Annotated in this window: 22 protein-coding genes and 1 other RNA gene; 11 read left to right on the top strand and 12 right to left on the bottom strand. The window is 65.7% G+C overall.

What is annotated here, in order from left to right:
* Genes mraY through mraZ form a run of 7 tightly spaced genes read right to left on the bottom strand, consistent with a single transcriptional unit; the run spans position 1 to position 7,597 of the window.
* On the bottom strand, positions 1-1,170 hold the full coding sequence (gene mraY, locus ACK4S9_RS00345) for a phospho-N-acetylmuramoyl-pentapeptide-transferase (protein WP_409720138.1): 1,170 nt from the start codon (positions 1,168-1,170) through the stop codon (positions 1-3).
* Position 1,171: 1 nt separating this feature from the next.
* Entirely contained in the window at positions 1,172-2,638 is a 1,467-nt protein-coding gene (gene murF / locus ACK4S9_RS00350) for a UDP-N-acetylmuramoyl-tripeptide--D-alanyl-D-alanine ligase (protein WP_409720140.1), read from the bottom strand.
* The gene (locus tag ACK4S9_RS00355; protein WP_409720142.1) at positions 2,638-4,158 is read right to left on the bottom strand and encodes a UDP-N-acetylmuramoyl-L-alanyl-D-glutamate--2,6-diaminopimelate ligase; all 1,521 of its coding nucleotides are present in this window, start codon (positions 4,156-4,158) and stop codon (positions 2,638-2,640) included. Before ACK4S9_RS00355 ends, murF begins: the two co-directional genes overlap by 1 nt.
* Positions 4,158-5,933, bottom strand: a complete 1,776-nt coding sequence (locus tag ACK4S9_RS00360) for a peptidoglycan D,D-transpeptidase FtsI family protein (RefSeq protein WP_409720144.1) — start codon at positions 5,931-5,933, stop codon at positions 4,158-4,160. Before ACK4S9_RS00360 ends, ACK4S9_RS00355 begins: the two co-directional genes overlap by 1 nt.
* On the bottom strand, positions 5,930-6,202 hold the full coding sequence (gene ftsL / locus ACK4S9_RS00365; protein ID WP_409720146.1) for a cell division protein FtsL: 273 nt from the start codon (positions 6,200-6,202) through the stop codon (positions 5,930-5,932). The genes ACK4S9_RS00360 and ftsL overlap by 4 nt, the downstream gene beginning before the upstream one ends.
* Positions 6,199-7,182, bottom strand: a complete 984-nt coding sequence (gene rsmH / locus ACK4S9_RS00370) for a 16S rRNA (cytosine(1402)-N(4))-methyltransferase RsmH (RefSeq protein ID WP_409720519.1) — start codon at positions 7,180-7,182, stop codon at positions 6,199-6,201. The genes ftsL and rsmH overlap by 4 nt, the downstream gene beginning before the upstream one ends.
* A complete protein-coding gene (gene mraZ / locus ACK4S9_RS00375; protein WP_027867878.1) occupies positions 7,169-7,597 on the bottom strand; it encodes a division/cell wall cluster transcriptional repressor MraZ in 429 nt (142 codons plus the stop codon). The genes rsmH and mraZ overlap by 14 nt, the downstream gene beginning before the upstream one ends.
* Positions 7,598-8,068: 471 nt before the next feature.
* Here mraZ and ACK4S9_RS00380 point away from each other — a divergent pair, with 471 nt between their 5' ends.
* Positions 8,069-9,019, top strand: coding sequence for an AAA family ATPase (locus ACK4S9_RS00380; RefSeq protein WP_409720149.1), 951 nt, complete (start codon positions 8,069-8,071; stop codon positions 9,017-9,019).
* 6 nt (positions 9,020-9,025) lie between these two features.
* Here the strand turns inward: ACK4S9_RS00380 and ACK4S9_RS00385 are convergent, their stop codons facing one another.
* Positions 9,026-9,286 carry a hypothetical protein gene (locus ACK4S9_RS00385; RefSeq protein ID WP_409720151.1) on the bottom strand — a complete coding sequence of 87 codons (261 nt, stop codon included), beginning with the start codon at positions 9,284-9,286 and terminating at the stop codon, positions 9,026-9,028.
* 362 nt (positions 9,287-9,648) lie between these two features.
* On the opposite strand from ACK4S9_RS00385, the gene ACK4S9_RS00390 reads away from it, so the two are divergent.
* Entirely contained in the window at positions 9,649-11,844 is a 2,196-nt protein-coding gene (locus tag ACK4S9_RS00390; RefSeq protein WP_409720153.1) for a hypothetical protein, read from the top strand.
* Between the two features lie 10 nt (positions 11,845-11,854).
* On the opposite strand, the gene glpK is transcribed toward ACK4S9_RS00390, so the two are convergent.
* Complete coding sequence (gene glpK / locus ACK4S9_RS00395; RefSeq protein WP_409720155.1) at positions 11,855-13,342, bottom strand: glycerol kinase GlpK; 1,488 nt, start codon at positions 13,340-13,342, stop codon at positions 11,855-11,857.
* 42 nt (positions 13,343-13,384) lie between these two features.
* Positions 13,385-13,733: RNase P RNA component class A (gene rnpB, locus ACK4S9_RS00400), an RNA gene on the bottom strand.
* A gap of 148 nt (positions 13,734-13,881) precedes the next feature.
* Between rnpB and ACK4S9_RS00405 the strand changes: the two genes are divergently transcribed.
* Positions 13,882-15,585, top strand: coding sequence for a thiamine pyrophosphate-binding protein (locus tag ACK4S9_RS00405; RefSeq protein ID WP_409720157.1), 1,704 nt, complete (start codon positions 13,882-13,884; stop codon positions 15,583-15,585).
* Positions 15,586-15,698: 113 nt separating this feature from the next.
* On the opposite strand, the gene ACK4S9_RS00410 is transcribed toward ACK4S9_RS00405, so the two are convergent.
* Complete coding sequence (locus tag ACK4S9_RS00410) at positions 15,699-15,890, bottom strand: hypothetical protein (protein ID WP_409720159.1); 192 nt, start codon at positions 15,888-15,890, stop codon at positions 15,699-15,701.
* A gap of 251 nt (positions 15,891-16,141) precedes the next feature.
* On the opposite strand from ACK4S9_RS00410, the gene ftsY reads away from it, so the two are divergent.
* From ftsY to rpoH, 4 genes are all read left to right on the top strand, one after another.
* Complete coding sequence (gene ftsY / locus ACK4S9_RS00415; RefSeq protein ID WP_409720161.1) at positions 16,142-17,299, top strand: signal recognition particle-docking protein FtsY; 1,158 nt, start codon at positions 16,142-16,144, stop codon at positions 17,297-17,299.
* Between the two features lie 24 nt (positions 17,300-17,323).
* On the top strand, positions 17,324-17,986 hold the full coding sequence (locus tag ACK4S9_RS00420) for a cell division ATP-binding protein FtsE (RefSeq protein WP_409720163.1): 663 nt from the start codon (positions 17,324-17,326) through the stop codon (positions 17,984-17,986).
* Positions 17,983-18,897, top strand: coding sequence for a permease-like cell division protein FtsX (gene ftsX / locus ACK4S9_RS00425; RefSeq protein ID WP_409720165.1), 915 nt, complete (start codon positions 17,983-17,985; stop codon positions 18,895-18,897). Before ACK4S9_RS00420 ends, ftsX begins: the two co-directional genes overlap by 4 nt.
* 469 nt (positions 18,898-19,366) lie before the next feature.
* Positions 19,367-20,257, top strand: a complete 891-nt coding sequence (gene rpoH, locus ACK4S9_RS00430) for an RNA polymerase sigma factor RpoH (RefSeq protein ID WP_409720168.1) — start codon at positions 19,367-19,369, stop codon at positions 20,255-20,257.
* Between the two features lie 194 nt (positions 20,258-20,451).
* On the opposite strand, the gene ACK4S9_RS00435 is transcribed toward rpoH, so the two are convergent.
* Positions 20,452-20,886: a GNAT family N-acetyltransferase gene (locus ACK4S9_RS00435; RefSeq protein ID WP_409720170.1), complete on the bottom strand. Its 435-nt coding sequence runs from the start codon at positions 20,884-20,886 to the stop codon at positions 20,452-20,454.
* Between the two features lie 97 nt (positions 20,887-20,983).
* On the opposite strand from ACK4S9_RS00435, the gene yghU reads away from it, so the two are divergent.
* From yghU to ACK4S9_RS00455, 4 genes are all read left to right on the top strand, one after another.
* The gene (yghU, locus tag ACK4S9_RS00440) at positions 20,984-21,820 is read left to right on the top strand and encodes a glutathione-dependent disulfide-bond oxidoreductase (RefSeq protein WP_409720172.1); all 837 of its coding nucleotides are present in this window, start codon (positions 20,984-20,986) and stop codon (positions 21,818-21,820) included.
* A 104-nt stretch (positions 21,821-21,924) separates the two neighbouring features.
* Positions 21,925-22,404 carry a VOC family protein gene (locus ACK4S9_RS00445; protein ID WP_409720174.1) on the top strand — a complete coding sequence of 160 codons (480 nt, stop codon included), beginning with the start codon at positions 21,925-21,927 and terminating at the stop codon, positions 22,402-22,404.
* Positions 22,405-22,541: 137 nt separating this feature from the next.
* On the top strand, positions 22,542-23,177 hold the full coding sequence (locus ACK4S9_RS00450) for an exopolysaccharide biosynthesis protein (RefSeq protein WP_409720176.1): 636 nt from the start codon (positions 22,542-22,544) through the stop codon (positions 23,175-23,177).
* 208 nt (positions 23,178-23,385) lie between these two features.
* The gene (locus ACK4S9_RS00455; RefSeq protein ID WP_409720178.1) at positions 23,386-23,601 is read left to right on the top strand and encodes a hypothetical protein; all 216 of its coding nucleotides are present in this window, start codon (positions 23,386-23,388) and stop codon (positions 23,599-23,601) included.
* The last annotated feature ends 16 nt before the right edge of the window (positions 23,602-23,617 follow it).

Genomic DNA, 23,617 nt, shown 5'->3' on the forward strand with positions numbered 1-23,617 from the left:
CTATCGCAGCTTCAGGGTAGACAGGCCGACCAGGACCAGCATCATGGTCACGATCCAGAAGCGGACCACGACCTTGGTCTCCTTCCAGCCCTTTTGTTCGAAATGGTGGTGCAGCGGCGCCATCAGGAACACGCGGCGACCGGCGCCGTAGCGCTTCTTGGTGTACTTGAACCAGGTCACCTGGATGATCACCGACAGGGTTTCGGCCACGAACACGCCGCCCATGATGAACAGGACGATCTCCTGGCGCACGATGACGGCGATGGTGCCGAGCGCGCCGCCCAGCGCCAGCGCGCCGACGTCGCCCATGAACATCTGCGCGGGGTGGGCGTTATACCAGAGGAAGGCCAGGCCCGCGCCCGCCATCGCGCCGCAGAAGATCAGCAGTTCGCCGGCGCCCGGGATGTAGGGAATGAACAGGTACTTCGAATAGGTCACGCTGCCGGTGAGATAAGCGAACAGGCCGAGGGCGGCGCCGACCATCACGGTCGGCATGATCGCCAGGCCGTCCAGGCCGTCGGTGAAGTTGACCGCGTTCGACGAACCCACGATGACGCAGTAGGTCAGCGCGATGAAGCCCCACACGCCCAGCGGATAGCTGATCGACTTGAAGAAGGGGACGATCAGGTCGGCCTTGGGCGGCAGGGTCATCGAGAAGCCCGACTGCACCCAGGCGTAGAACAGCTGCAGCACTTCCCACGGGTTGGCGGCCGAGACCGAGAACGCCAGGTACAGGGCCGAGGCGATGCCGATCAGCGACATCCAGAAGTATTTTTCGCCCGAGCGCATGCCTTCCGGGTCCTTGTACACCACCTTGCGGTAGTCGTCGACCCAGCCCACCGCGCCGAAGCCCATGGTCACCACCAGCACCGGCCAGATCAGGCGGTTCGACAGGTCGCACCACAGCAGGGTCGAGATGCCGATCGAGATCAGGACCAGCACGCCGCCCATGGTCGGGGTGCCGTGCTTGGCCAGGTGGGTCTGCGGACCATAGGTGCGCACCGCCTGGCCGACCTTCATGGCGGTCAGCTTGCGGATCACGGCGGGGCCGCAGACCAGGCCGATGGCGATGGCGGTGATGGTGGCGAAAACGGCGCGGAACGTGATGTAGTTGAACACGCGCAGCGGACCGATATAGTCCTGGAAATATTGGGCTAGCCAGAGAAGCATGTCAGTGGGCGTCCTTACTGATGGTTGATCCGGTCAGGTGCTGGACCGCGCGCTCCATCTTCATGAAGCGCGAGCCCTTCACCAGCACAGTCGCCTTGCTATTGCCGCCCAGTGTTGTATCCAGTGCTGCCAATAATTCGTCGAACTGCTCGTAATGCCGTGCTCCCGACGCCGCCATGTGGCGTGCCAGTTCGCCCGTGGCGAGCACGTGTTCGATGCCACGCTGCGAGGCGTAGACACCGACTTCTTCGTGAAACTCCTTACCCTGCGTGCCGACTTCGCCCATGTCGCCGACCACCAGGATGCGCGGCGCCGGATAAGCGGCCAGCACGTCGATCGCGGCGCGCATCGAGTCGGGGTTCGCGTTGTAGGTGTCGTCGATGACGGTCGCGCCACTGGCGGCCTGCTTGCGCTGCAGGCGGCCGCCAACCGGGGCGAAGCTTTCCAGGCCGCGCACGATGGCGTCGACCGGGATGCCTGCGGCCAGCGTGCTGGCGAAGGCGGCGAGCGCGTTGCGCACGTTGTGCTCGCCCGCGGCTTGCAGCGTAACGCGGTAGCTGTTCTGGCCTGCGTCCTTGAAATCGTCGTTCCCGCGCAGGCGGGAATCCAGGTCTGCCTGCGCAGCCGACGGCTCAAGGGAATGCGGTTCCCGCCTGCGCGGGAAGGACGTGGATATGATGAGCTGGCTTCCGAAACCGTTGCTGGTGTAGCTGGCGCTCACATCGCACGCTGCCGTCAGGCCGAAGGTCAGCACCTCGCACTTGGCCAGGCCGCGCCACAGATCCGTATAGGTGTCGTCGCCCGGGAACACGGCCACGCCGTCGCGCGGAAGCGCCTGCAGCACCGAGCCGTTCTCGCGCGCCACCGCTTCCACGGTGTGCATGAATTCCTGGTGCTCGCGCTGGGCGTTGTTGACCATGGCGACCGTGGGCGCGGCGATGGCGGCCAGGCGCGCGATCTCGCCCGGATGGTTCATGCCCATCTCGATCACGGCGGCGCGATGCGCTGCGTCCAGGCGGAACAGGGTCAGGGGAACGCCGATCTCGTTGTTCAGGTTGCCCTGGGTCGCCAGGCGCGCGTCCTCGCCAACCGCGGCGGCCAGGATCGATGCGATCATTTCCTTGACCGTGGTCTTGCCGTTCGAGCCGGTCACGCCGATCACGGGAATCCCGAACTGCGAACGCCAGGCATTGGCGATGCGGCCCAATGCCGCCAGGGTATCCGGCACCACGATGGCCGGCAGGGTCCATCCTTCCGGCAGCGCATGCACGACCACCCCGGCGACGCCGCGCTCGCCGACCTGGCCGAGGAAGCCGTGCGCATCGAAGGTCTCGCCCTTGAGGGCGACGAACAGCGCCCCGGCGGGCGCCGTGCGGCTGTCGGTCGACACGCCCTCGAAGGCGGCGTCGCCGCCCACGAGCCGCCCGCCCGGGATCGCGGCGACCAGTTGTGCAAGCGTACCGCGCATCAGTGAGGCCTCATCATGGTGAGCCGCGCGGTCAATGCCAGCGCAGCGTGGTCGGCATCGGAGAACGGGATCTTCTTGCCCTTGATTTCCTGGTAGGGCTCATGGCCCTTCCCTGCCAGCAGGATCACGTCCGGCTTGCCGGCGTTCTTCACGGCCAGCAGGATCGCGGTGGCGCGGTCTTCCACGGCCTGGTATTCCTTCTCGATGCCGGCAACGACCTGGGCGATGATGCCCGCCGGTTCCTCGCTGCGCGGGTTGTCGCTGGTGACCAGGATATGGTCGGCGGCCTGCGCCACGGCGCCCATCTGCGGACGCTTGCCCGGGTCGCGGTCGCCGCCGCAACCGAACACGCACCACAGTTGGCCGCCGCGCTCGTCGGACACCTGGCGCAGTGCTTGCAGCGTCTTTTCCAGCGCGTCCGGGGTGTGCGCGTAGTCGATCACGACCATCGGAGCGTCCTGGCCGCCGATCTGCTGCATGCGGCCCGGGGCCGGCACCAGCGCCTCGACGGCATCCACCGCGTTCTTGAGCGGCACGCCCTTGGCCAGCAGCGCGCCCAGCACCGCCAGCGCATTGCTGACGTTGAAATGCCCGACCAGCCGGGTCTTCACGACGGAACTGCCGGCCGGGCTGTCGACCGTGAACTCGGTGCCCGCGTGGCGGCTGCGCATGTTCGAGGCGCGCAGGAGGCCCACGCCGTCGATGGCGGGCTGCTCGGCCTCGCTCCTGAGCGTGTAGCCGGTGACCGGCAGCGCTGCAAAGCGCTTGCGCAGGTGCGCCACCAGGCGCAGGCCGGCCGGGTCGTCCAGGTTGACGACCGCGTGCTTCAAGCCTTCCCACTCGAACAGCTTTATCTTGGCGGCCTCGTAGTCTTCCATCGTGCCGTGGAAGTCGAGGTGGTCGCGGGTCAGGTTGGTGAAGATGGCAACGTCGAAATGCATGCCGGCTGCGCGCTCCTGCACCAGTCCGATGGACGAGACCTCGATCGCCAGGGCGCCCACCTGCTGGGCGCGCAAGTCGTCAAGGGTCTGGGCCAGCAGCACGGCGTCCGGCGTGGTGTAGCCGGTGGCGTCGAACTGCGGTTCCGCGCCCTTCTTCACGATGCCGACACCCAGGGTGCCGATCACGGCGGCGGTCTCGCCCAGTCGCGCCAGCGCCTGTCCCAGCCACACGGCGCACGAGGTCTTGCCGTTGGTGCCGGTGACGCCGACGGTGAACATGCCGGCGTCCGGATGCCCCAGCACGCCGTGGACGATCGGGCCCAGGTTCCTCTTCAGCCCGGCCACGCCGAGGTGCGCGACGTCGTGCGCCGCGTCCCAGCCGTAGCCTTCTTCTTCGTAGACGACGGCGGCCGCGCCGGCGGCAAGCGCCGCGGCGATGTAGCTGCGTCCGTCCGAGGCTTCGCCCGGATAGGCGAAGAACACGTCTCCCTGCGCCACGCGGCGGGAGTCGGAAACGAGTCGGCCGCCTGGAGCGGCGGCGCGAATCCACTCGCAGATCTCGTTCAGGCTCATCGCCATCACAAATCCTCCTCTACCGGTTCGTCCGGAATGATGATGTCGGTGATCGATGAGTCGGGGGGCACGTTCGCGGCCCGCAAGGCATTCGAGGCCAGGTCCGCGGCGGTCGGCGCCGCGACGCTGCCGCCTGTCCGGAGCGCGCCGCGCGGGTTGTCGATCATGACCGCGATGACGAAGCGCGGCTTGGACATCGGCGCGATGCCGACGAAGTAGCCGATGTTGTCGGTCTTCGAGTAGCGGCCGTTGACGATCTTCTCGGCGGTGCCGGTCTTGCCGCCCACGCGGTAGCCGGCCACGCGGGCTTTCGTTGCGGTGCCGCCCGGCTCGACGACGGATTCGAGCATGGTGCGCACCTGGGCCGCGGTCCGTGGCGAAATCACCTGCTGGCCGATCGGTTCTTCGCTGACCTTCAGGAAGGACAGCGGGATGATGTCGCCGTCGCGCGCGAACACCATGTAGGAGCGCGCCAACTGCAGCAGCGACACCGACAGGCCGTGGCCGAAGGACATGTTGGCGTATTCGATCGGCTTCCAGGATTTCCATGGACGCACGCGGCCGGCGACGGCGCCCGGGAAGCCGAAGCGCGGCGCCTGGCCGTAGCCCAGCTTGGTGTACAGCTCCCACATGTCCTTCGGTTCGAGCATCTGGGCGATCTTGACGGTGCCGACGTTCGAGGACTTCTGGATGATGCCGCTGGTCGTCAGGGCGTCCTTCGGGTGCATGTCGCGGATCGGGCGCCCGCCCACGACGATGCGCCCGCCGGAAGTGTCGAACACGGTGTCCGGCGTGATCTTCTTCTTTTCCAGGCCGAGCGCCACCGTGACCGGCTTGAGGGTCGACCCCGGCTCGAAGGTGTCGGTGATGACGCGGTTGCGCAACTGGGCGCCGGTCAGCTTGGAGCGGTCGTTCGGATTGTAGGTCGGGTAGTTGGCCATGGCCAGCACTTCGCCGGTGTGCACGTCCAGCACCACGGCGCCGCCGGCCTGCGCGTTGAACTTCTCGACCGCGTTCTTCACGCTGGTGAAGGCGATGTACTGCAGCTTGCTGTCGACCGACAGGGTCAAGTCCTTGCCGTGGTGCGGCTCGCGGAACATGCCCAGGTCTTCTGCGATGTGGCCGAGGCGGTCGCGGATCACGCGGCGGCTGCCCGGCACGCCGTTCAAGGACTTCTGGTGGAACAGTTCCATGCCTTCCTGCCCCTTGTCCTCGACGTTGGTGAAGCCGACCACGTGGGTCATCACTTCACCCTGCGGGTAGTAGCGCTTGTATTCCTTGCGGGTGTCGATGCCGTCGATCTTGAGCTTCTCGATCTTCTCGACCGCGTCCATCTCGACCTGGCGCTTGAGGTAGACATAGTTGCGCTTCGGATCGAGCTTGGCGCGCAATTCCGATTCGGGCATCTCGAGCAGGCGCGCCAGTTCGGGCAGCTTGTCGGTCGGGCCGGCCAGCACTTCCTTCGGGAAGGCGGCCACCGACTTGACCGGCAGCGAGGAGGCCAGCACCTGGCCGTTGCGGTCCATGATCTTGCCGCGCGCGGCCGGCAGTTCGACCAGGCGCTCGTAGCGGCTCTTGCCCTGCTTTTGCAGGAACTGGGTGGACACGCCCTGCAGCCAGAGCGCGCGCAGCGCCAGCGCGGCGAAGGCCGCGAAGAGGACGAACAGCACCAGGCGCGAGCGCCAGTTGGGCAGGTTCACGGCCAGGACCGGGCTTTTCGAGAAGGCCACGCCCTTGGAAGCGGCCACCCGCGCCGTGCTGCGACGTTCGGCGCGGCTCATTTCGCCCCTTCCGTCAGGTACTGGGTGCGGGCCGGGGTGAGCGGCGACATGTTCAGGCTGCCGCGCGCGATCTGCTCGATGCGCTCGTTCTTGCCGAGCGTGGACTGGTCGAGCTGGAGCTGGGCCCAGTCGATCTCGAGCTGGCGTGCGTGCTGGTTCAGGCGCTCGGATTCGATCAGGAGGTGGCGCGACTGGTAGCGCGCGTTCACCACCGACAGCGCGCAGCCGACCACCGCCACCGTCAGCACGATGTTCAGCTTGACGCTCACGCAGGGCCTCCAAGGCGCTCGGCCACGCGCAGCACCGCCGAGCGGGCGCGCGGGTTGGCCTCGACCTCCGGGCCGGAGGGCTTGGTCTTGGTGATCAGCTTCATCAAGGGCTGCGGCAGGTCGGCGGCGCGGATCGGCAGCCGGCGGTCCGGCTGCTCGACCTTGGCCTTGGACGCCAGGAATTGCTTGACCATGCGGTCTTCCAGCGAGTGGAAGCTGATCACGGACATGCGCGCCCCCGGCGCCAGCATCGCGTAGGCGGCGCTCAGACCTGCTTCAAGGTCTTCAAGCTCTTTATTGATGAAAATCCGGACAGCCTGAAAGGTCCTGGTTGCCGGATCTTTGCCCTTTTCGCGGGTCTTGACCGCGTTTGCCACGATTGCGGCAAGCTCTCGTGTGGTCGAAATTGGCTGGACTGCGCGGCGAGCAACAATCGCCTTTGCAATCTGGAAAGCAAACCGTTCTTCTCCATAATCCCGAATAACCTTTTCCAATTGTTGTTCCGTCGCGGTGGCCAGCCATTCGGCCGCCGACATCCCGCGCGTGGTATCCATGCGCATGTCGAGCGGTCCGTCCTGGCGGAAACTGAATCCGCGGGAGGCGTCGTCCACCTGGGGCGACGAAATGCCAAGGTCCAGCAGGATGCCGTCCACCTGGCTGATGCCGCGCGCGGCCAGCGCATCGGACATCGTGGCAAAACTGTCGTGCACGATCGTGAAACGTGGGTCCTGCACCTCTTCCGCGGTGGCGATCGCCTGCGGATCCTTGTCGAAGGCGACCAGGCGGCCCTGCGGCCCCAGCCGGGACAGGATCAGGCGGCTGTGGCCACCACGGCCGAAGGTGCCATCTATATAGGTACCGTTGATGCGCTCGCCCGTCAGGTCGAGCGCGTCGACTGCTTCGTCCAACAACACCGTGCGATGCTGAAAAGCTCCAGGCACCGTCATTGATTCCGTCATCGGCGCCTCAGAAGGAGAAATTGGAAAGGACATCGGGCATGCCGCCGGCAACAGCTTCGGCTTCGCTTTCGGCAAGCTTGGCGGCATCCCAGATCTCGAAATGGGTGCCCATGCCCAACATCATGACTTCCTTCTCCAAACCCACGGCGGCACGCAGCTCGGGCGAAATCAGCACCCGGCCTGCGCTGTCCAACTCGACATCGCACGCGTTACCAAGGAAAATGCGCTGCCACGCCCGGGCCGACATCGGCCAGGCCGCGATCTGCTCGCGATGCTGCTCCCACACCGGGCGCGGGAAGAACAGCAGGCAACCGTGCGGATGCTTCGTCAGCGTCATCCGGCCCTCGCACTGGACCGCAAGGGCGTCACGATGCTTTGCCGGAATCGACATCCTTCCTTTAGCATCGAGATTGATCGCTGACGCGCCCTGGAACACGTATTTACCTAGCTTGGAGAGTTATCAATTTAGAATTTTTTGGCCGCTTGGGGTTCCGAAACTCCCCCACAATTCGACACTTTTTCACACTGTTTCCCACTTTATTGGAATCAATGTTGGTGGTCAAGCGAATTCACGCGTCATAAATCCGAATTTGTCTAATGAAACCAAGGACTTAGCGGCGCCTATTGAGGCATCGTCAACATAAAATGTCTCCTAAATCAGTCACTTAGGAAACAACATGAAGGTTGGACCTCAGTTGTCATGACAGGCTTTCCGTTTGATCAAGCTCATGTCATGACGCAGTATTTTCTTGAAGCAATTAAATTTGCCGCACAGAATTGGCGATGGGGGATTGGCGGTGCTCGGCTGGAAGCGTTAGGATCGAGGCATGGCGAAGACCCATCCGGCCAGGCCCGCTCGGCAGGATGGCGAAGCCGGACGGGAGCGGGCGAGCTAGGAGAAAAAGCCGTGAGCATCACACTTGCCCGTACTTGCGCGGTCTACGACCTGATCGAAGTTCAGGAAGCGCTCGACCGCAGCCGCGGCCGCTCCCCGGAACTCGAAGCGTTCTACGAGCGCATGCTGGAGACCGGGGCCGACCGCTTCGTCACCAAGCCCTCATCGATCGACGCCCTCGATCCGCTCTTCGAGGAATGCCCGAATTTCGAGGAAGTCCTGGACGACCTGGCGCGTTACCTGGCTTTGGCGCATGCGGGCGACCGCGGCTTCAACGTCATGCCGATCCTGCTGCTGGGCGGCCCCGGCGTGGGCAAGACCCACTTCGCCCGGCGCCTGGCCCGGGTGATGCAGACCGAGTGCGAGCTGATCAGCATGAATGCGCTGTCGGCCGGCTTCGTCATCACCGGCAGCTCGGCCAGCTGGCGCGGCGCCAAGTGCGGCAAGGTGGCCGAGCGCCTGGTGCGCGGGCAGTACGCCAATCCGGTGATCGTGCTGGACGAAGTGGAAAAGGCGAGCGGCTCCTCGCAATCCGATCCGCTCGCCTCCCTGTATCAGCTGCTGGAACCGGAAACGGCCAGCAGCTTCCGCGACGAATTCATCGACGTCGAGATCGACGCTTCGCAGATCTTCTGGGTCCTGACCGCCAACTCGGTCGAGGGCATCCCCCACCCGCTGCTCAACCGCATGGCAGTCTACGAGGTGCCGACCCCGACGCCGGAACAGGCGGCCGGCATCGCCCAGCGCATGTATGCCGGGCTGCTGGAGGAGCTGAACCTGGCGGCCTTCGATCCGCGCCTGGGCGACGTGGTGCTGGACCGGCTGGTAAACGTCTCGCCGCGCGACCTGCGCAAGACCCTGCTCGATGGCCTGGGCCATGCGGTGGCGGCCGGACGCGAACGCGTGAGCGTGGACGACATCCGGATCAGGCCGACGCCGGGCAAGGGGCGGATCGGGTTCTGAACGGAGTCAGGACAGGTAGGCCTTGAGGACCGCGGCGCTGCGGTCCATGCCTTCTTTCAGCCGCTTCTCCGCATGCAGCGCGTACTCGGCCGGCGCGGCGCCGCCCTGGCTGGCCGCCTTGGCCGACATCGCCTTGGCTGCGATGCCGAGGGCCACGACGGCCTGGTCCCAGGTGAGGCCGGAGGCAAGTGCGTCTTCCACCACGCGTGCGGCAAGCGTACCGAGCTTGTCGATCAGGCGTGGATCGGTGTCTCCCAGTTTCAGCATGTTTTCACTCCTGCGATCCGGCGAGCTGGGGCGCCGCCGATGCGAGGATCATACGGTATCGGCCGTCGTGGACGGCACACCCTTGCCCTGCCGCTCGCGCGGGAGGCGCCGGGCCGCTGCGATATCGCGGACCAGCTGCCACAGCGGTGCGAAATGCGGCGCGAAACAGGGCGTGGAGGCGCGGCGCTCTTTGGTATAAATTTTTGGACAATTTCTTAGCAACAAGTTTTCGGCTAGACTGTCAGGCTCCGTACAATGACCCAGGCCTCCCCGGCCACGCTCGACATGGCAGTTGTCCATCCTCCTATCCCTTCCACCGTCCACGCCCGCATGGGAACACGCCAGGCATGCGAGGCGCGCCCATGAACGCCCCGCTCGATCGCCGCTTCCTGGATCCCGCCTCGCCCATCATCGAGGACCAGCCGCGTCATCCATGGCGCTTCTTTTCCGCAGGCGGTTTCACCCAGGTCCGCCTCGACACGGGCGCCGACCTCGTCAACCTGAAGCAGCTCGACCAGAAGTTGTGGGTCGCCCTTTCCTGCCCCGTCCAGGGCCTGGAATTCGACCGCCGCACCCTGGCGCTGATGGACACGGACAACGACGGCCACATCCGGGCTCCGGAACTGATCGCCGCGATCGACTGGGCGGCGGCGCGCCTGGCCTCCCCCGATGTGCTGGCGCAGGGCGGCCCGCTGCCGCTGGCCGCCCTCGACGTCGGCAGCGAAGAAGGCGCGCGGCTCCTGACCTCGGCGCGCCACGTGCTGGACAGCCTGGGCAAGGGCGGCAGCGACACCATCAGCGTCGAGGATGTCAGCGACAGCGACCGCATCTTCTCCGGCATGGCCTTCAACGGCGACGGCATCATCACCGCCGCCGCCTGCGACGCGGCGCTCCAACCGGTCTTCGCCGCCATCGTGGACACCCTGGGCAGCGTGCCGGATCGCAGCGGCGCGCCAGGCATCGACGGGGCGCGCGCCGAGCGCTTCTTTGCCGAAGCCCAGGCCTGGCTCGCCTGGCAGTCGCGTCCCCACGAAGACGCCACCCTGCTCCCCCTCGGCGCCGACACCGAATCCGCTTTTGCCGCCCTGGCCGCGATCCGGGTCAAGGCCGACGACTATTTCACCCGCTGCCGCCTGGCCGAGTTCGACCCGCGGGCCGCGGAATGGATGAACGGCGCACCGGAAGAGATTCGCGCCGTCGGCGCCAGGAGCTTGACGGCGGACGACGCCGCCCTGGCGGCCCTGCCGATCGCCTACGTCCAGGCCGGCGGCGCGCTGCCCCTGGACACCGGCATCAATCCGGCCTGGACGGCGGCGGTGGCGGCCCTGCGCGAGCAGGTGGTCCGGCCCCTGCTGGGCGACCGGGACAGCCTGGGCGCCAGCGAATGGGAGGACCTGAAGGACCGCTTTGCCGCCTACCAGTCCTGGCAGGCGGCGCGTCCGGAAACACCGCTGGCCAAGCTCGAAACCTCGCAACTGCAAGCCTTCCTCGACCCTGGCATCCGCGCCGCCATCGACCAGCTCCTGTCCCAGGACCTGGCCCTGGCCCCGGAAGCGAACGCGATCGCCGAGGTGGAACGCCTGGTGCGCTATGTGCGCGACCTGGAACAGCTGGCCAACAACTTCGTCTCCTTCCGCAACTTCTATAGTAGCGAGGACAAGGCCGTGTTCCAGGCCGGCACCCTGTTCCTGGATGGCCGCAGCTGCGAGCTCTGCATCAAGGTGCTGGACCCGGCCCGCCACGGCGTGCTGGCCAGTCTGTCCGGGGTCTACCTGGCGTATTGCGACTGCGTGCGCGCCGGCCAGAAGATGACGATCGCCGCCGCCTTCACCGCGGGCGACTCGGACCAGCTCATGGTCGGCCGCAACGGCATCTTCTATGACCGCGAGGGCAAGGACTGGGATGCCACCATCACCAAGATCGTCGATCACCCGATCAGCATCCGCCAGGCTTTCTGGGCGCCCTACCGCAAGGCTACCCGCCTGATCAGCGAGCAGATGGAGAAATTTGCCGCCACCCGGGCCAAGGGCGTGGACGACATGACGTCCAAACTGGTGACCGAAACCGGCAGCAAGGTCGAATCCGGCGCCAGGCCCGGACCTGCCCCCACGCCTTTCGATGCGGCGCGCTTCGCCGGCATCTTCGCGGCCCTCGGGCTCGCGATCGGCGCCATCGGCACCGCCCTGGCCTCGGTGGTCACGGGCTTCCTGGGCCTCGAGGGCTGGCAGATGCCGCTCGCGATGGCGGGCCTGTTCCTGGCGATTTCGGGTCCGTCCGTGGCGATGGCCTTCTTCAAGCTGAGGAACCGCAACCTGGGTCCCATCCTGGACGCCAACGGCTGGGCGGTGAACGCCCGGGCCCGCATCAACATCCCCTTCGGCACCGCGTTGACCCGCATGGCCAGGCTGCCGGCAGGGGCGGAGCGCAGCCTGAGAGACCCCTACGCGGCGCAGCGCGTGTCCTGGAAGTTCTACCTGGTGCTCGGAATGCTGGTCGCGGCCGCGCTGACCTGGCTTGCCTTCAACACCGACCTGGGCGCAGGCTTCAGGCTGTTCTGACCCACGGCGGCTAGACGCGCGCCCAGCCTTTGGCGTGCTCGACCGCCCTGCCCCAGCGCGCCATCAGCTCGGCGCGCCGGCCGGCATCCATCACGGGTTCGAAGCGGCGCTCGACCTGCCACTGGCGCGCGATCTCGTCGACACCTTCCCAGTAGCCTACCGCCAGCCCGGCCAGGTAGGCAGCGCCCAGCGCCGTGGTCTCCGTGACACGCGGCCGCACGACGGGGATGCCGAGCAGGTCGGCCTGGAATTGCATCAGGAGGTCGTTGCGGGCGGCGCCGCCGTCCGCGCGCATCTCGGTAACAAGGCAGGCGGCGTCCTTCTGCATCGCCGCCAGCAGTTCCGCGCTCTGGTAGGCGATCGCCTCGACCGCGGCGCGGGCGATGTGCGCGCCAGTCGTCCCGCGCGTCATGCCGACGATGGCGCCGCGCGCGTACTGGTCCCAGTGCGGGGCGCCCAGGCCGGTAAAGGCCGGCACCAGCATCACGCCGCCGCTGTCCGGCACGCTCAGCGCCAGCGCCTCGACGTCGGATGAGTCCCTGATGATGCCGAGGCCGTCGCGCAGCCACTGCACCGTGGCGCCGCCCATGAAGACGCTGCCTTCCAGCAGATAGTCGGTCCTGCCATTGACGCTCCAGCCGACGGTGGACAGCAGGCGATGATGCGATTCGGGGGCTGCGGCGCCGGCATGCATCAGCATGAAACAGCCGGTGCCATAGGTGTTCTTGACCAGGCCCGGGCGGTGGCAGGCCTGGCCGAAAGTAGCGGCCTGCTGGTCGCCGGCGATGCCGGCGATCGGCACCGCGGCGCCGAACCATTCTTCGGCCGCCAGGCCCACGACTTCCGAACTGGCCACGACTTCCGGCAGCACGCTGGACGGGATGTCGAACAGGGCCAGCAATTCCTCGTCCCAGCGCAGGCTATGTATATTGAAGAGCATGGTGCGCGCGGCATTGCTGGCGTCGGTGACGTGGCGCCCGCACAGGCGGTACACCAGCCAGCTGTCGACCGTGCCGAAGGCCAGCTCGCCGCGCTCGGCCCGTTCGCGCGCGCCCGGCACGTGCTCGAGCAGCCATTGCAGCTTGGTGGCGGAAAAATAGGCGTCGACTTCGAGGCCGGTGCGCTGCCGGATGTCCTCCGCCCTGCCTCCTTCGCGCAGGCGGTCGCACATGGCGGCGGTGCGCCGGTCCTGCCAGACGATGGCGCGGGCGACCGGTTCGCCGCTGGCGCGGTCCCACAGCAGCGTCGTTTCGCGCTGGTTGGCGATGCCGATCGCGGCGACCTGGGCCGCGTCGATGCCGGCCTCGCGCAGTGCCGACCTGGCGCAGGCGAGTTGGCTGTGCCAGATGTCGAGGGCGTCGTGCTCGACCCATCCGGGCTGGGGGAAATGCTGGGGATATTCGTGCTGGCAGTTCGCTACGGCCAAGCCGGCGCGATCGAAGACGATGGCGCGCGAACTGGTGGTGCCCTGGTCGAGGGCAAGGATGTATTGCTGCATCGATGACTCCACCCGGGCGGTCCTGGCGGACCGTTTGAATTCATGTAAAGCAGGCCGATAGGCCGGATTCTGTGTAGTGGTCTCCCTTGCGGGACGCCCCTATGACAGCCATTCCTCTAGGCGCTGGATTACTCCAGCGCTCAAGCTTCCTACCCGCACGCTCCGCGAGCAACATCAACGCGTGCCTATTTGGAATTGCTCCAGGTGGAGGTTACCGCGTTTCACCGTAACTTAATACGCTCGTCTCTGTGGCCCTATTCCTCGCCTTATACCCAGGCTTGCACCCGGGCTTTCAGCGGACGGCCGTTAACCGTCACCCCGCTCTGTGGAGTCCGGACCTTCCTCCCGCCCGCACCCGAAGATGAGGGCCAGCGGCTGTCTGGCCTGCTTCACGGGGGCATTGTAACCGATTGGGCCAGCGCAACCTATCGCCAGCTAACCACGTTTTCTGAAATTTCGTGTCGCCATTTCAAAATCCTTCCCCACCTCATCCACATAGAATGTTTGGATAGCAAAACCACCAAGGACGAGACCCAACCATGACCCACCCTTCCCGCACCGGCGGCCAGATCCTGGTCGATGCGCTCCATACCCATGGCGTGGACACCGCCTTCGGCGTGCCCGGCGAAAGCTACCTCGACGTGCTGGATGCACTGCACGACTCAAGCATCCGCTTCGTCATCAACCGGCAGGAGGGCGGCGCGGCGTTCATGGCAGAGGCCTACGGCAAGATGACCGGTAAACCAGGGATCTGCTTCGTCACCCGCGGTCCCGGCGCCACCAACGCCTCGATCGGGGTGCACACCGCCTACCAGGACTCGACCCCGATGATCCTGTTCATCGGCCAGGTCGGCAGCGACTTCATCGACCGCGAAGCCTTCCAGGAAATCGACTACCGCCGTATGTTCGGCCAGATGGCCAAGTGGGTCACCCAGATCGACCGCGCCGACCGCATCCCCGAATACATCGCGCGCGCCTTCCAGGTCGCCACCAGCGGCCGCCCCGGCCCGGTGGTGCTGGCGCTGCCGGAAGACATGCTGGTCGCCAAGGCCGACGTGCCTGACGCGCGCCGCTACCAGCCGGTGCAGGCGGCGCCATCGCAAGACCAGATTGCCCAGCTGCGTTCGATGCTGGCGGAAAGCACACGCCCGATCGTCCTGCTGGGCGGCGGCTCCTGGACCGAACAGGCTTGCGCCGACCTGGCTCGCTTCGCCGAAGCCAACCGCCTGCCGGTCGGCTGCACCTTCCGCTTCCAGGACCTGATGGACAACGCCCACCCGAACTACGTGGGTGACGTCGGCATCGGCATCAACCCGAAGCTGGCCGCGCGCGTGAAGGAAGCAGACCTGGTGATCGCGATCGGTCCGCGCCTGGGCGAGATGACCACCAGCGGCTATTCGCTCTTGTCCTCGCCGGTGCCGCGCCAGCGCCTGGTCCACATCCACGCCGATCCGGAAGAACTGGGCAGCGTCTACCAGGCCGAACTCATGATTGCCAGCGGCCCCGCGCAGGTGTGCGCGATGCTGGCGGCGATGGCGCCGGTGGATTCCTCGGCCTGGGCCGGCACGGTGGAAGAGGCGAAAGCCGACCTGGCCGCCTGGCAGGCGCAGCCGCCGATCTTCGCCGAGGGCGGCGCGCCGCTCGACCTGTGGCAGGTGGTGCAGGAGCTCATGCGCCAGGCGCCGCGCGACACCATCATCACCAACGGCGCCGGCAACTACGCGACCTGGGCGCACCGCTTCTACCGCTATGGCGGCCGCCGCACCCAGCTGGCGCCGACCAACGGCGCGATGGGCTACGCGGTGCCGTCCGGCGTGGCGGCCAAGATCATCGATCCGCAGCGCACGGTGGTCACCTTTGCCGGCGACGGCGAGTTCATGATGACGGGCCAGGAACTGGCCACCGCGGTGCAGTATGGCGCCGGCGTGATCATCCTGGTGTTCAACAATGGCATGTTCGGCACCATCCGCATGCACCAGGAACGCGACTACCCGGGCCGCGTGTCGGGCACCAATCTGCACAATCCGGATTTTGCCGCGCTGGCACGCGCCTATGGCGGCCACGGCGAGGTGGTCGAGAAGACCGAGGAATTCGCGCCCGCCCTGCAGCGCGCGCTGGCGCATGCGAACGAACGCAAGCTGCCAGCGGTGATCGAGTTGCGCTACGACGGCAACCTGATCACGCCGAACGCGACGCTGGAGACGATTCGCAAGACGGCGGAGGCGGCCAAAGCGAACGGTTGATTTCGTAGGGTGGGCGGATTCTCCGCCCACGCGGTGATAGTTAGCTGCAAGATCATCCGACACGATAGCGGAGCCGATAGCGATCACCGCGTGGGCGGGAAGACCCGCCCACCCTACTGTCCCAAACCCAGCTCGGCCGGCAGCGGAATCGGCTGGTCGAAGAAACTGACCTGCTCGGGGCTGGTCAGGAACAATGCGACGAGGGCGATGAACGCCCACACGATAATGTTGCGCATGTTAGAAGCGCTGCCATCCGTGGCGTTGTCGCCATAGATGATGCGCTTGAGGAAATTAGTGATTTTCACGGTGTACCCCGTTGTATTTTGAGGTTTTCTCTCTCCCTGTTCAATTTAACGCAAGTCGCGGTCGTTTTCCAGACGCGCACTGTTGAGCAGCCTGCCGGTTTCAGCAATAACACAACAAAGAGTTCCTTCCACGCATCTTCTAGCGTCGATACTTGCCAATCAGGGAAGCGTCTTGCTGCTCTGGTAAAATATTCGCTACTTTTTTCATCGCCGGCGCCAGCCGGCATCGTGCGCAGGATTCGCCCCCACATATGTTTAGTTTCTTCAAGAGAAAGAAGCCTGAAACCGAGGCCTTGGCACCGGAACAGGTAGCACCGGAACCGGCAGCGGCGCCGATGTTCGTGCCGGGTGCGCTGGATGCGCCTGTCAGTGCACCGGTCAGCCCGCCGGCCGCCCCCGTCGCCGCGCCGACGGCCGCGCCGACAGCGGCGCCGGCACCCGTGCCGGCCGCGTCCGATATCGGCGCACTGTTCCCCGAAACCGCGGAACGCCCCACCACCGAGGCCGAAAAGAAGCAGTCCTGGATGGCGCGGCTGAAGGCCGGCCTGTCCAAGACCTCGAGCAACCTGTCGCTGCTGTTCGTCGGCGCCCGCATCGACGAGGACCTGTACGAGGAGCTCGAATCCGCGCTCCTGATGTCGGACGCCGGCATGGACGCCACCCAGCACCTGCTGGACGCCCTGCGCCGCAAGGTCAAGGAAGACAAGCTGCTCGACGCGGCCCAGGTCAAGGCCGCGCTCAAGGAGCTCATGATCGAACTCTTGACGCCGCTGCAGAAGCCCCTCGAACTGGGCCGCCACGAACCGCTCGTGATGATGATCTCGGGCGTGAACGGCGCCGGCAAGACCACCACCATCGGCAAGCTGGCCAAGCACATGCAGCGCTTCGACCAGTCGGTGCTGCTGGCCGCGGGCGACACCTTCCGCGCCGCCGCGCGCGAGCAGCTGATGGTCTGGGGCCAGCGCAACAACGTCACCGTGATCTCGCAGGCCTCGGGCGATCCGGCCGCGGTCGCCTTTGACGCGGTCCAGTCGGGCAAGGCGCGCGGCACCGACGTCGTCATGGTCGACACCGCCGGCCGCCTGCCGACCCAGCTGCACCTGATGGAAGAACTCAAGAAGATCAAGCGCGTGATCGGCAAGGGCATGGAAGGCGCCCCGCACGAGACCCTCCTGGTCATCGACGGCAACACCGGCCAGAACGCGCTGGCCCAGGTGAAGGCTTTCGACGATGCGTTGCAGCTGACCGGCCTGGTGATCACCAAGCTGGACGGCACCGCCAAGGGCGGCGTGCTGGCCGCGATCGCGCGGACCCGCCCGGTGCCGGTGTACTTCATCGGCGTGGGCGAAAAACTGGACGACCTGCAGCCGTTCAAGGCCGAAGAATTCGTCGAAGCGCTGCTGGGCTAAGGGAAGAACGAGGAACGCCGCCCGATGATCGAATTCCAGTCCGTCTCCAAACAATACTCCCGGGATGCCTACGCGCTGCGCGACGTCTCCCTCAACATCGGCAAGGGCGAACTGGTCTACCTGGCCGGCCCGTCCGGCGCCGGCAAGTCGACCCTCATGAAAATGGTGGCCGCCGTCGAGCGGCCCAGCAGCGGCGTGGTCACCGTCAACGGCCAGGACATCGGCCGCATCCAGAAGGCCGGCATTCCTTTCCTGCGCCGTAACCTGGGCCTGATCTTCCAGCAACAGCGCCTGCTCAACGACCGCAACATCCTCGCCAACGTGATGCTGCCCCTGCTCGTCACCGGCGCCCCCAGGGCCCAGGCCGAGCAGCGCGCCAGGGCCGCCCTCGACAAGGTGGGCCTGCTGGAGCGCGCCAAGGCGATGCCCCTGGCCCTGTCCGGCGGCGAACAGCAGCGCGTGGCGGTGGCGCGCGCCATCGTCAACCGGCCGCAGATCATCCTGGCGGACGAGCCGACCGCCAACCTCGACCGCGTGGCCGCCGACAAGGTGCTCGATGCGCTGCGCGCCTTCAACGCCGTCGGCGTGACCTGCGTGATCTCGACTCACGACGAGCAGGTGCTCGACAGCGCGGCGGCGCGCGTGATCCGTCTCGAACATGGCCAACTGGTGGGAGAGTCCGCATGAGCCCCTGGGTACGCCAGCACCGCTTCGCCCTCGGCGCGGCCCTGTCCACCGTGCGCAAGGGACCGGGCAGCTTCCTGTTCAACGTGCTGGTCGTCGCCTTCGCGCTGATGCTGCCGTTCACCGGCATCACCCTGCTCGACAACGTGCGTCCGCTGTCCGAGCAGCTCTCGGTCGACCCCGAGATCAGCGTTTTCATGAAGCTCGAGGCGACGCGCGAGGAAGTGGCCGCCCTGCAGCCGCGCATCAGGGCGATCGCGGCCGGCGGCGGCAAGGCCGACATCGACTTCGTTCCACGCGAGCAAGCGCTGGCCGCGATGAAGGCCGGCAGCGGCCTGGGCGACGTGATCGACACGCTGGGCGAAAATCCGCTGCCGGACAGCTTCAAGATGCGCCTGGACGGCAGCAGCGCAGCAAGCCAGGTCGACGCGATCACCGAACAATTGCGCGCCTTGCCCGGCGTGGACGTGGTGCAGGTCGATTCGGCCTGGGTCAAGCGCCTGGCCGCCATGCTGGCGATCCTGCGCCTGGCCCTGCTGCTGCTGGCGATCACGCTCGGCATCGTCGTCATTGCGGTGGTGTTCAACACCATCCGCCTGCAGGTGCTGACCCAGAAAGAAGAAATCACCGTGTCGAAGCTGCTGGGCGCCACGGACAACTTCATCCACCGCCCCTTCTATTACACCGGCGCCCTGCTCGGCCTGTGCGCGGGCGCGGTGGCGCTCGGCGCGGTGGCGCTGGCCCTGCATCCGCTGAACGGCGCGATTGCGAATTTTGCACGCTTGTATGGCTCGGAATTCCAGCTGCTGCCGCTCGGCGCGCTGGAGAGCGCCGGGGTGCTGGGGATCAGCGCGGGCCTCGGCTTGATCGGCGCCATGCTGTCGGTGCAGCGCCACCTGGCGCGCGTCCGCTAAACGGGGACCTGGACGCGCCTGCCGGACCGGCGCGCGTCCAGCCTTGCCGGTCTCTCGAGACGGCTTGGCCGTCCCACCCTACGTCGACACGAGCGCTATTCCTACAGGACGGATTTGACGAATGTGCGCCATCCAACAGATGGCCGCTTCCCGGGCCTTTAACCTGTCTCTAACACGTTTTCCAGCAGTATTTTGCTCACTTTTGAGCTGAATCAACAGAATTCAGGTCGCCTGCTCTACAGTTGAAACGGCGCGATTTTGATTCCCAAGGGCAATACTTTAGCCAAACTTAATCGATTTCGATAAATCGATGGCCTGCCTAGCACTCACACATGGAGAGTGCTAATATATGTCTCGAATACAGCGAAATCAAGGAAGGCATCCAAGTAACAAGCAGTAACGCTGGTGTTACGCGGCATGGGCCCGTGGCACATTGGGATGCAGTAAGTCTACTACGAGGAAATTGAAAATGTCCGCACAATCCGCATTGGTTCCGGCCAGCAGTCGTGCTCTGGGACTGGGTTTCACCGGCAATCTGGGCAATATCGACGCCTACATTTCGGCCGTCAACCGCCTGCCGATGCTCACCCACGAGGAAGAGGTGTCGCTGGCAAAGTCGCTGCGGGAAAAGAATGATCTGGACGCGGCGCAAAAGCTGGTGCTCTCCCACCTGCGCCTGGTGGTGTCCATCGCACGTGGCTACCTCGGCTACGGCCTGCCGCACGCCGACCTGATCCAGGAAGGCAATATCGGCCTGATGAAGGCCGTCAAGCGCTTCGACCCGAACCAGGGCGTGCGTCTCGTCTCGTACGCGATGCACTGGATCAAGGCCGAGATGCACGAATACATCCTGAAGAACTGGCGCCTGGTGAAAGTCGCGACGACCAAGGCCCAACGCAAGCTGTTCTTCAACCTGCGCAGCAACAAGCAGGGCCTGGACACCATGACCCCGAGCCAGGTCGACGAGCTGGCGAAGATGCTCGACGTCAAGCGCGAAGAAGTGATCGAGATGGAAACCCGCCTGTCGGGCCGCGACATCGCCCTCGAATCGCCGACCGACGACGAAGACGACAAGTTCGCCCCGATCGCCTACCTGTCGTCGGAGCAGCAGGAGCCGACCCGCGTGCTGGAGGCCGAGCAACACGACCGCCTGCAGTCGGAAGGCCTGGAAACCGCCCTGTCGAAGCTGGACCCGCGTTCGCGCCGCATCGTCGAAGCGCGCTGGCTGGCCAACGACGACGGTTCTGGCGCCACGCTGCACACGCTGGCCGAAGAGTTCGGCGTGTCGGCCGAACGTATCCGCCAGATCGAATCGGCTGCGCTGAAGAAGATGAAAGGCGCGCTGGCGGCTTACATCTGAGTCCTGCCCGCCCCAACCAAAACCCCGCCCCGGCGGGGTTTTCTTTTTTCAAGTCGGGGTCAGGTCTGACATTCGGACACGGACTGAGCAATACAGTAAGGAAGTACGCTCGAGCTCGTGTCCAAATGTCAGACCTGTCCCCGTTTTATGCCCCCCGTTTTACAGCTTTGCATTCGGCCTCTTTGCAGGGCCGGCTAGGCCAGCCAGCGCATCAGGATTTCCGGATGCCCCGTGTGCGCATCCGGCCGTTCGTCGAACGCGACGAAGCCATGCCTTTCATAGAAGCGGCGCGCGGCGTGGTTGGCCGAGTACACGGTGAGGTCGAGCCGGTGGCGGCCGGTCTTGGCATGCGCGAGGAGCAGGCTTCCGATGCCCGCGCCCTGGATGTCCGGATGCACGAACAGCGCGGCCAGGGCGTCGCCGTACACACTGTAGAAGCCGGCCGGCGCACCCTCGCGCTCGAACACGCAGGAGGTGGCGGCGGGCAGGTACACGCTGCGCATGTCGCCCAGCCGCGCGCGCCAGAATTGTTCGCCGATGAAAGCATGCGCCTCGATCGATGCGCGCAGCCAGATGTCCAGCACCTGGTCCATGTCATCCTTGTCCATCTGCCGGATCACCGCTGCCATCTCCTTTCCAAGCCGGTTCCTGTGGTGGCGTCGAGTATACCTGCCGCCCGGGCCGCCAGCTAGAATGCGTTTTCACCAGATACCAATGGAGTTCCCGATGACCGACCAGTATGTCCCGCCCACAGTCTGGACCCCGCCCGCCTCCAGCGGCGGCACCTTCGCCAACATCAACCGTCCGGTCGCCGGCCCGACCCACGAGGCCGCGCTTCCGGTCGGCAAGCACCCGCTGCAGCTGTACTCGCTGGCCACGCCCAACGGCGTCAAGGTGACCATCATGCTGGAAGAGCTGCTGGCCCTCGGCCACGCCGGCGCCGAGTACGACGCCTGGCTCATCAAGATCAACGAAGGCGCCCAGTTCTCGAGCGGCTTCGTCGAGATCAACCCGAATTCCAAGATCCCGGCCCTGCTCGACCGCAGCGGAAAAGAACCGGTGCGCGTGTTCGAGTCCGGCTCGATCCTGGTCTACCTGGCCGAGAAATTCGGCGCCTTTCTACCGGCCAGCGGCGCGGCGCGCGCCGAGACCATGAACTGGCTGTTCTGGCAGATGGGTTCGGCGCCCTTCGTGGGCGGCGGCTTCGGCCACTTCTATGCCTACGCGCCGGAAAAACTGCAGTATCCGATCGACCGCTATGCGATGGAAACCAAGCGCCAGCTCGACGTGCTCGAACGCCAACTGGCCGAGCAACAGTATGTGGCCGGCAACGAGTACACCATCGCCGACATGGCGATCTGGCCCTGGTACGGCGGCATGGTGCGCGGCGAGCTGTACGACGCCGGCGAATTCCTCTCGGTGCACGAGTACCGGCACGTGCGCCGCTGGGCCGACGAGATCGCGGCGCGCCCGGCCGTCGTGCGCGGCCGCAAGGTCAACCGCGTGCGCGGCAATCCCGGCGAACAGGTTCCCGAGCGGCACGACGCGTCGGACCTGGACTGATCTTCGATAAGGGAGTCCCTGGCAAGCGAGGAAGGCGCGCGCGATTGCGTTATGCTGGCGCGCGACGACATTCCGAACGATGTGCCAACGATGGGAGACATGCCATGGTCAGCAAGAACACGATTTGCCTCTGGTTCAACGGGACGGCGCTGGAAGCGGCGCAATTCTATGCGGCGACCTTCCCCGACAGCGCGCTGGGCGAGGTCTTCCGCGCACCGAGTGATTATCCAGCCGGCAAGCAGGGCGACGTGCTGACCGTTGCCTTCACCGTGGCCGGGATTCCCTGCATCGGCCTGAACGGCGGCCCCGCCTTTTCGCACACCGAAGCATTCTCTTTCCAGATCGCAACCGAGGACCAGCAGGAAACCGACCGTCTCTGGAATGCGATCGTCGGCAACGGCGGCCAGGAAAGCGCGTGCGGCTGGTGCAAGGACAAGTGGGGCCTGTCCTGGCAGATCACGCCGCGCGTACTCAGCGAAGGCATCGCCGACCCCGATCCGGCCGTGGCAAAACGCGTATTCGAGGCGATGATGACGATGGGAAAGATCGACGTGGCGGCGATCGAAGCGGCACGGCGCGGCTGAACCGGGGCGGCATGGCCTGTCGGTTGCGCACACTTGTTACCATTCAAGCCGCGGAAGCACGAAGTCCTGCACTATACTCTCGCCTTGCTGCCTGACGGCGGCGTACCGCCGTCCATCCAAGAACCAAGAGAAGCACGATGAAAGAAGCCATGCAAGGTGAACCGATCTTCAAGAAGCTGCGCGGAATGGTCCGCTCCCTGCCGCCCGGCGGCATCACCTTAAGCGAACTCATCTATCGGGTCGGCAATGAGGGCCTGCTGATCCTGACCGCCCTGCTCACCCTCGTGTTCCTGATCCCGGTGTCGATTCCCGGTGTGAGTACCGTGTTCGGCGCCGCGATCCTCCTGATCGGCGTCAGCCGCCTGTTCGGGCGCGAACTCTGGGTGCCGGCGAAACTGAAGCACCGCACCATCTCCACCAGCAAACTGCGCCCCGCGCTGCGCAAGGCGCTGCCCTGGCTGTACCGGATCGAGCGCGTGTGCAAGCCCAACCGTATCGAGTGGCTGGTGGCCAACGGCCCGATCCAGCATCTCAACAACGCCGGCCTGATCCTGGGCGCGGTGCTGCTGATGATGCCCTTCGGCCTAATTCCTTTCAGCAATACCTTCCCGGCGGTCGCCCTGTTGTTCCTGGCGGTCGGCCTGCTGCAGCGCGACGGCGTCAGCGTACTGCTGGGTCACATCAGCAACGTCGTCACCATCCTGTATTTCACCCTGCTCATCGGTGGCGGCGGCCTCGCGGTACGCGAGCTGTTCCAGCGCATGGCCGGCTGAGCGCATGCTCTGCCTTAGACGGGCCGGCGCCAAGCCGGCCCGTTTGCATTGCGAGCCGGCGCTAACTTCTGTCGCAAGGGTGCGCAATACCAAACAATCAAGTTTTGCAGTTTAGCCACCAAAACATCGGGTTAGCAAAAAGTCTTAAGAAACTACTTTAAGTGCGTTTGCAGCTCTGCTAGCATCCTTCGCTCGCATGGAGGAGCACATGGCAGAGCAAAGCAGAAACGATGCACGGACCGATGCCGTAACCGCCGGCCGGGTCGACGAGGGACTGAAATTGTGCGAGCGCTACGGCATCCATCCGGCCCTGCTCTTCATGGAACAGGTCGGCGTACCGCGGCCGGTGGCGCTGCGGGTACTGTGCTCGCCGCACCACTTCCGCCAGCGTGACCGCCGCACTTCGCCACGGCCCCGCCGCTGAACGAAGCACCCATGCG

It is taken from the genome of Massilia sp. (assembly GCF_046293535.1).
GTDB lineage: Bacteria > Pseudomonadota > Gammaproteobacteria > Burkholderiales > Burkholderiaceae_D > Telluria.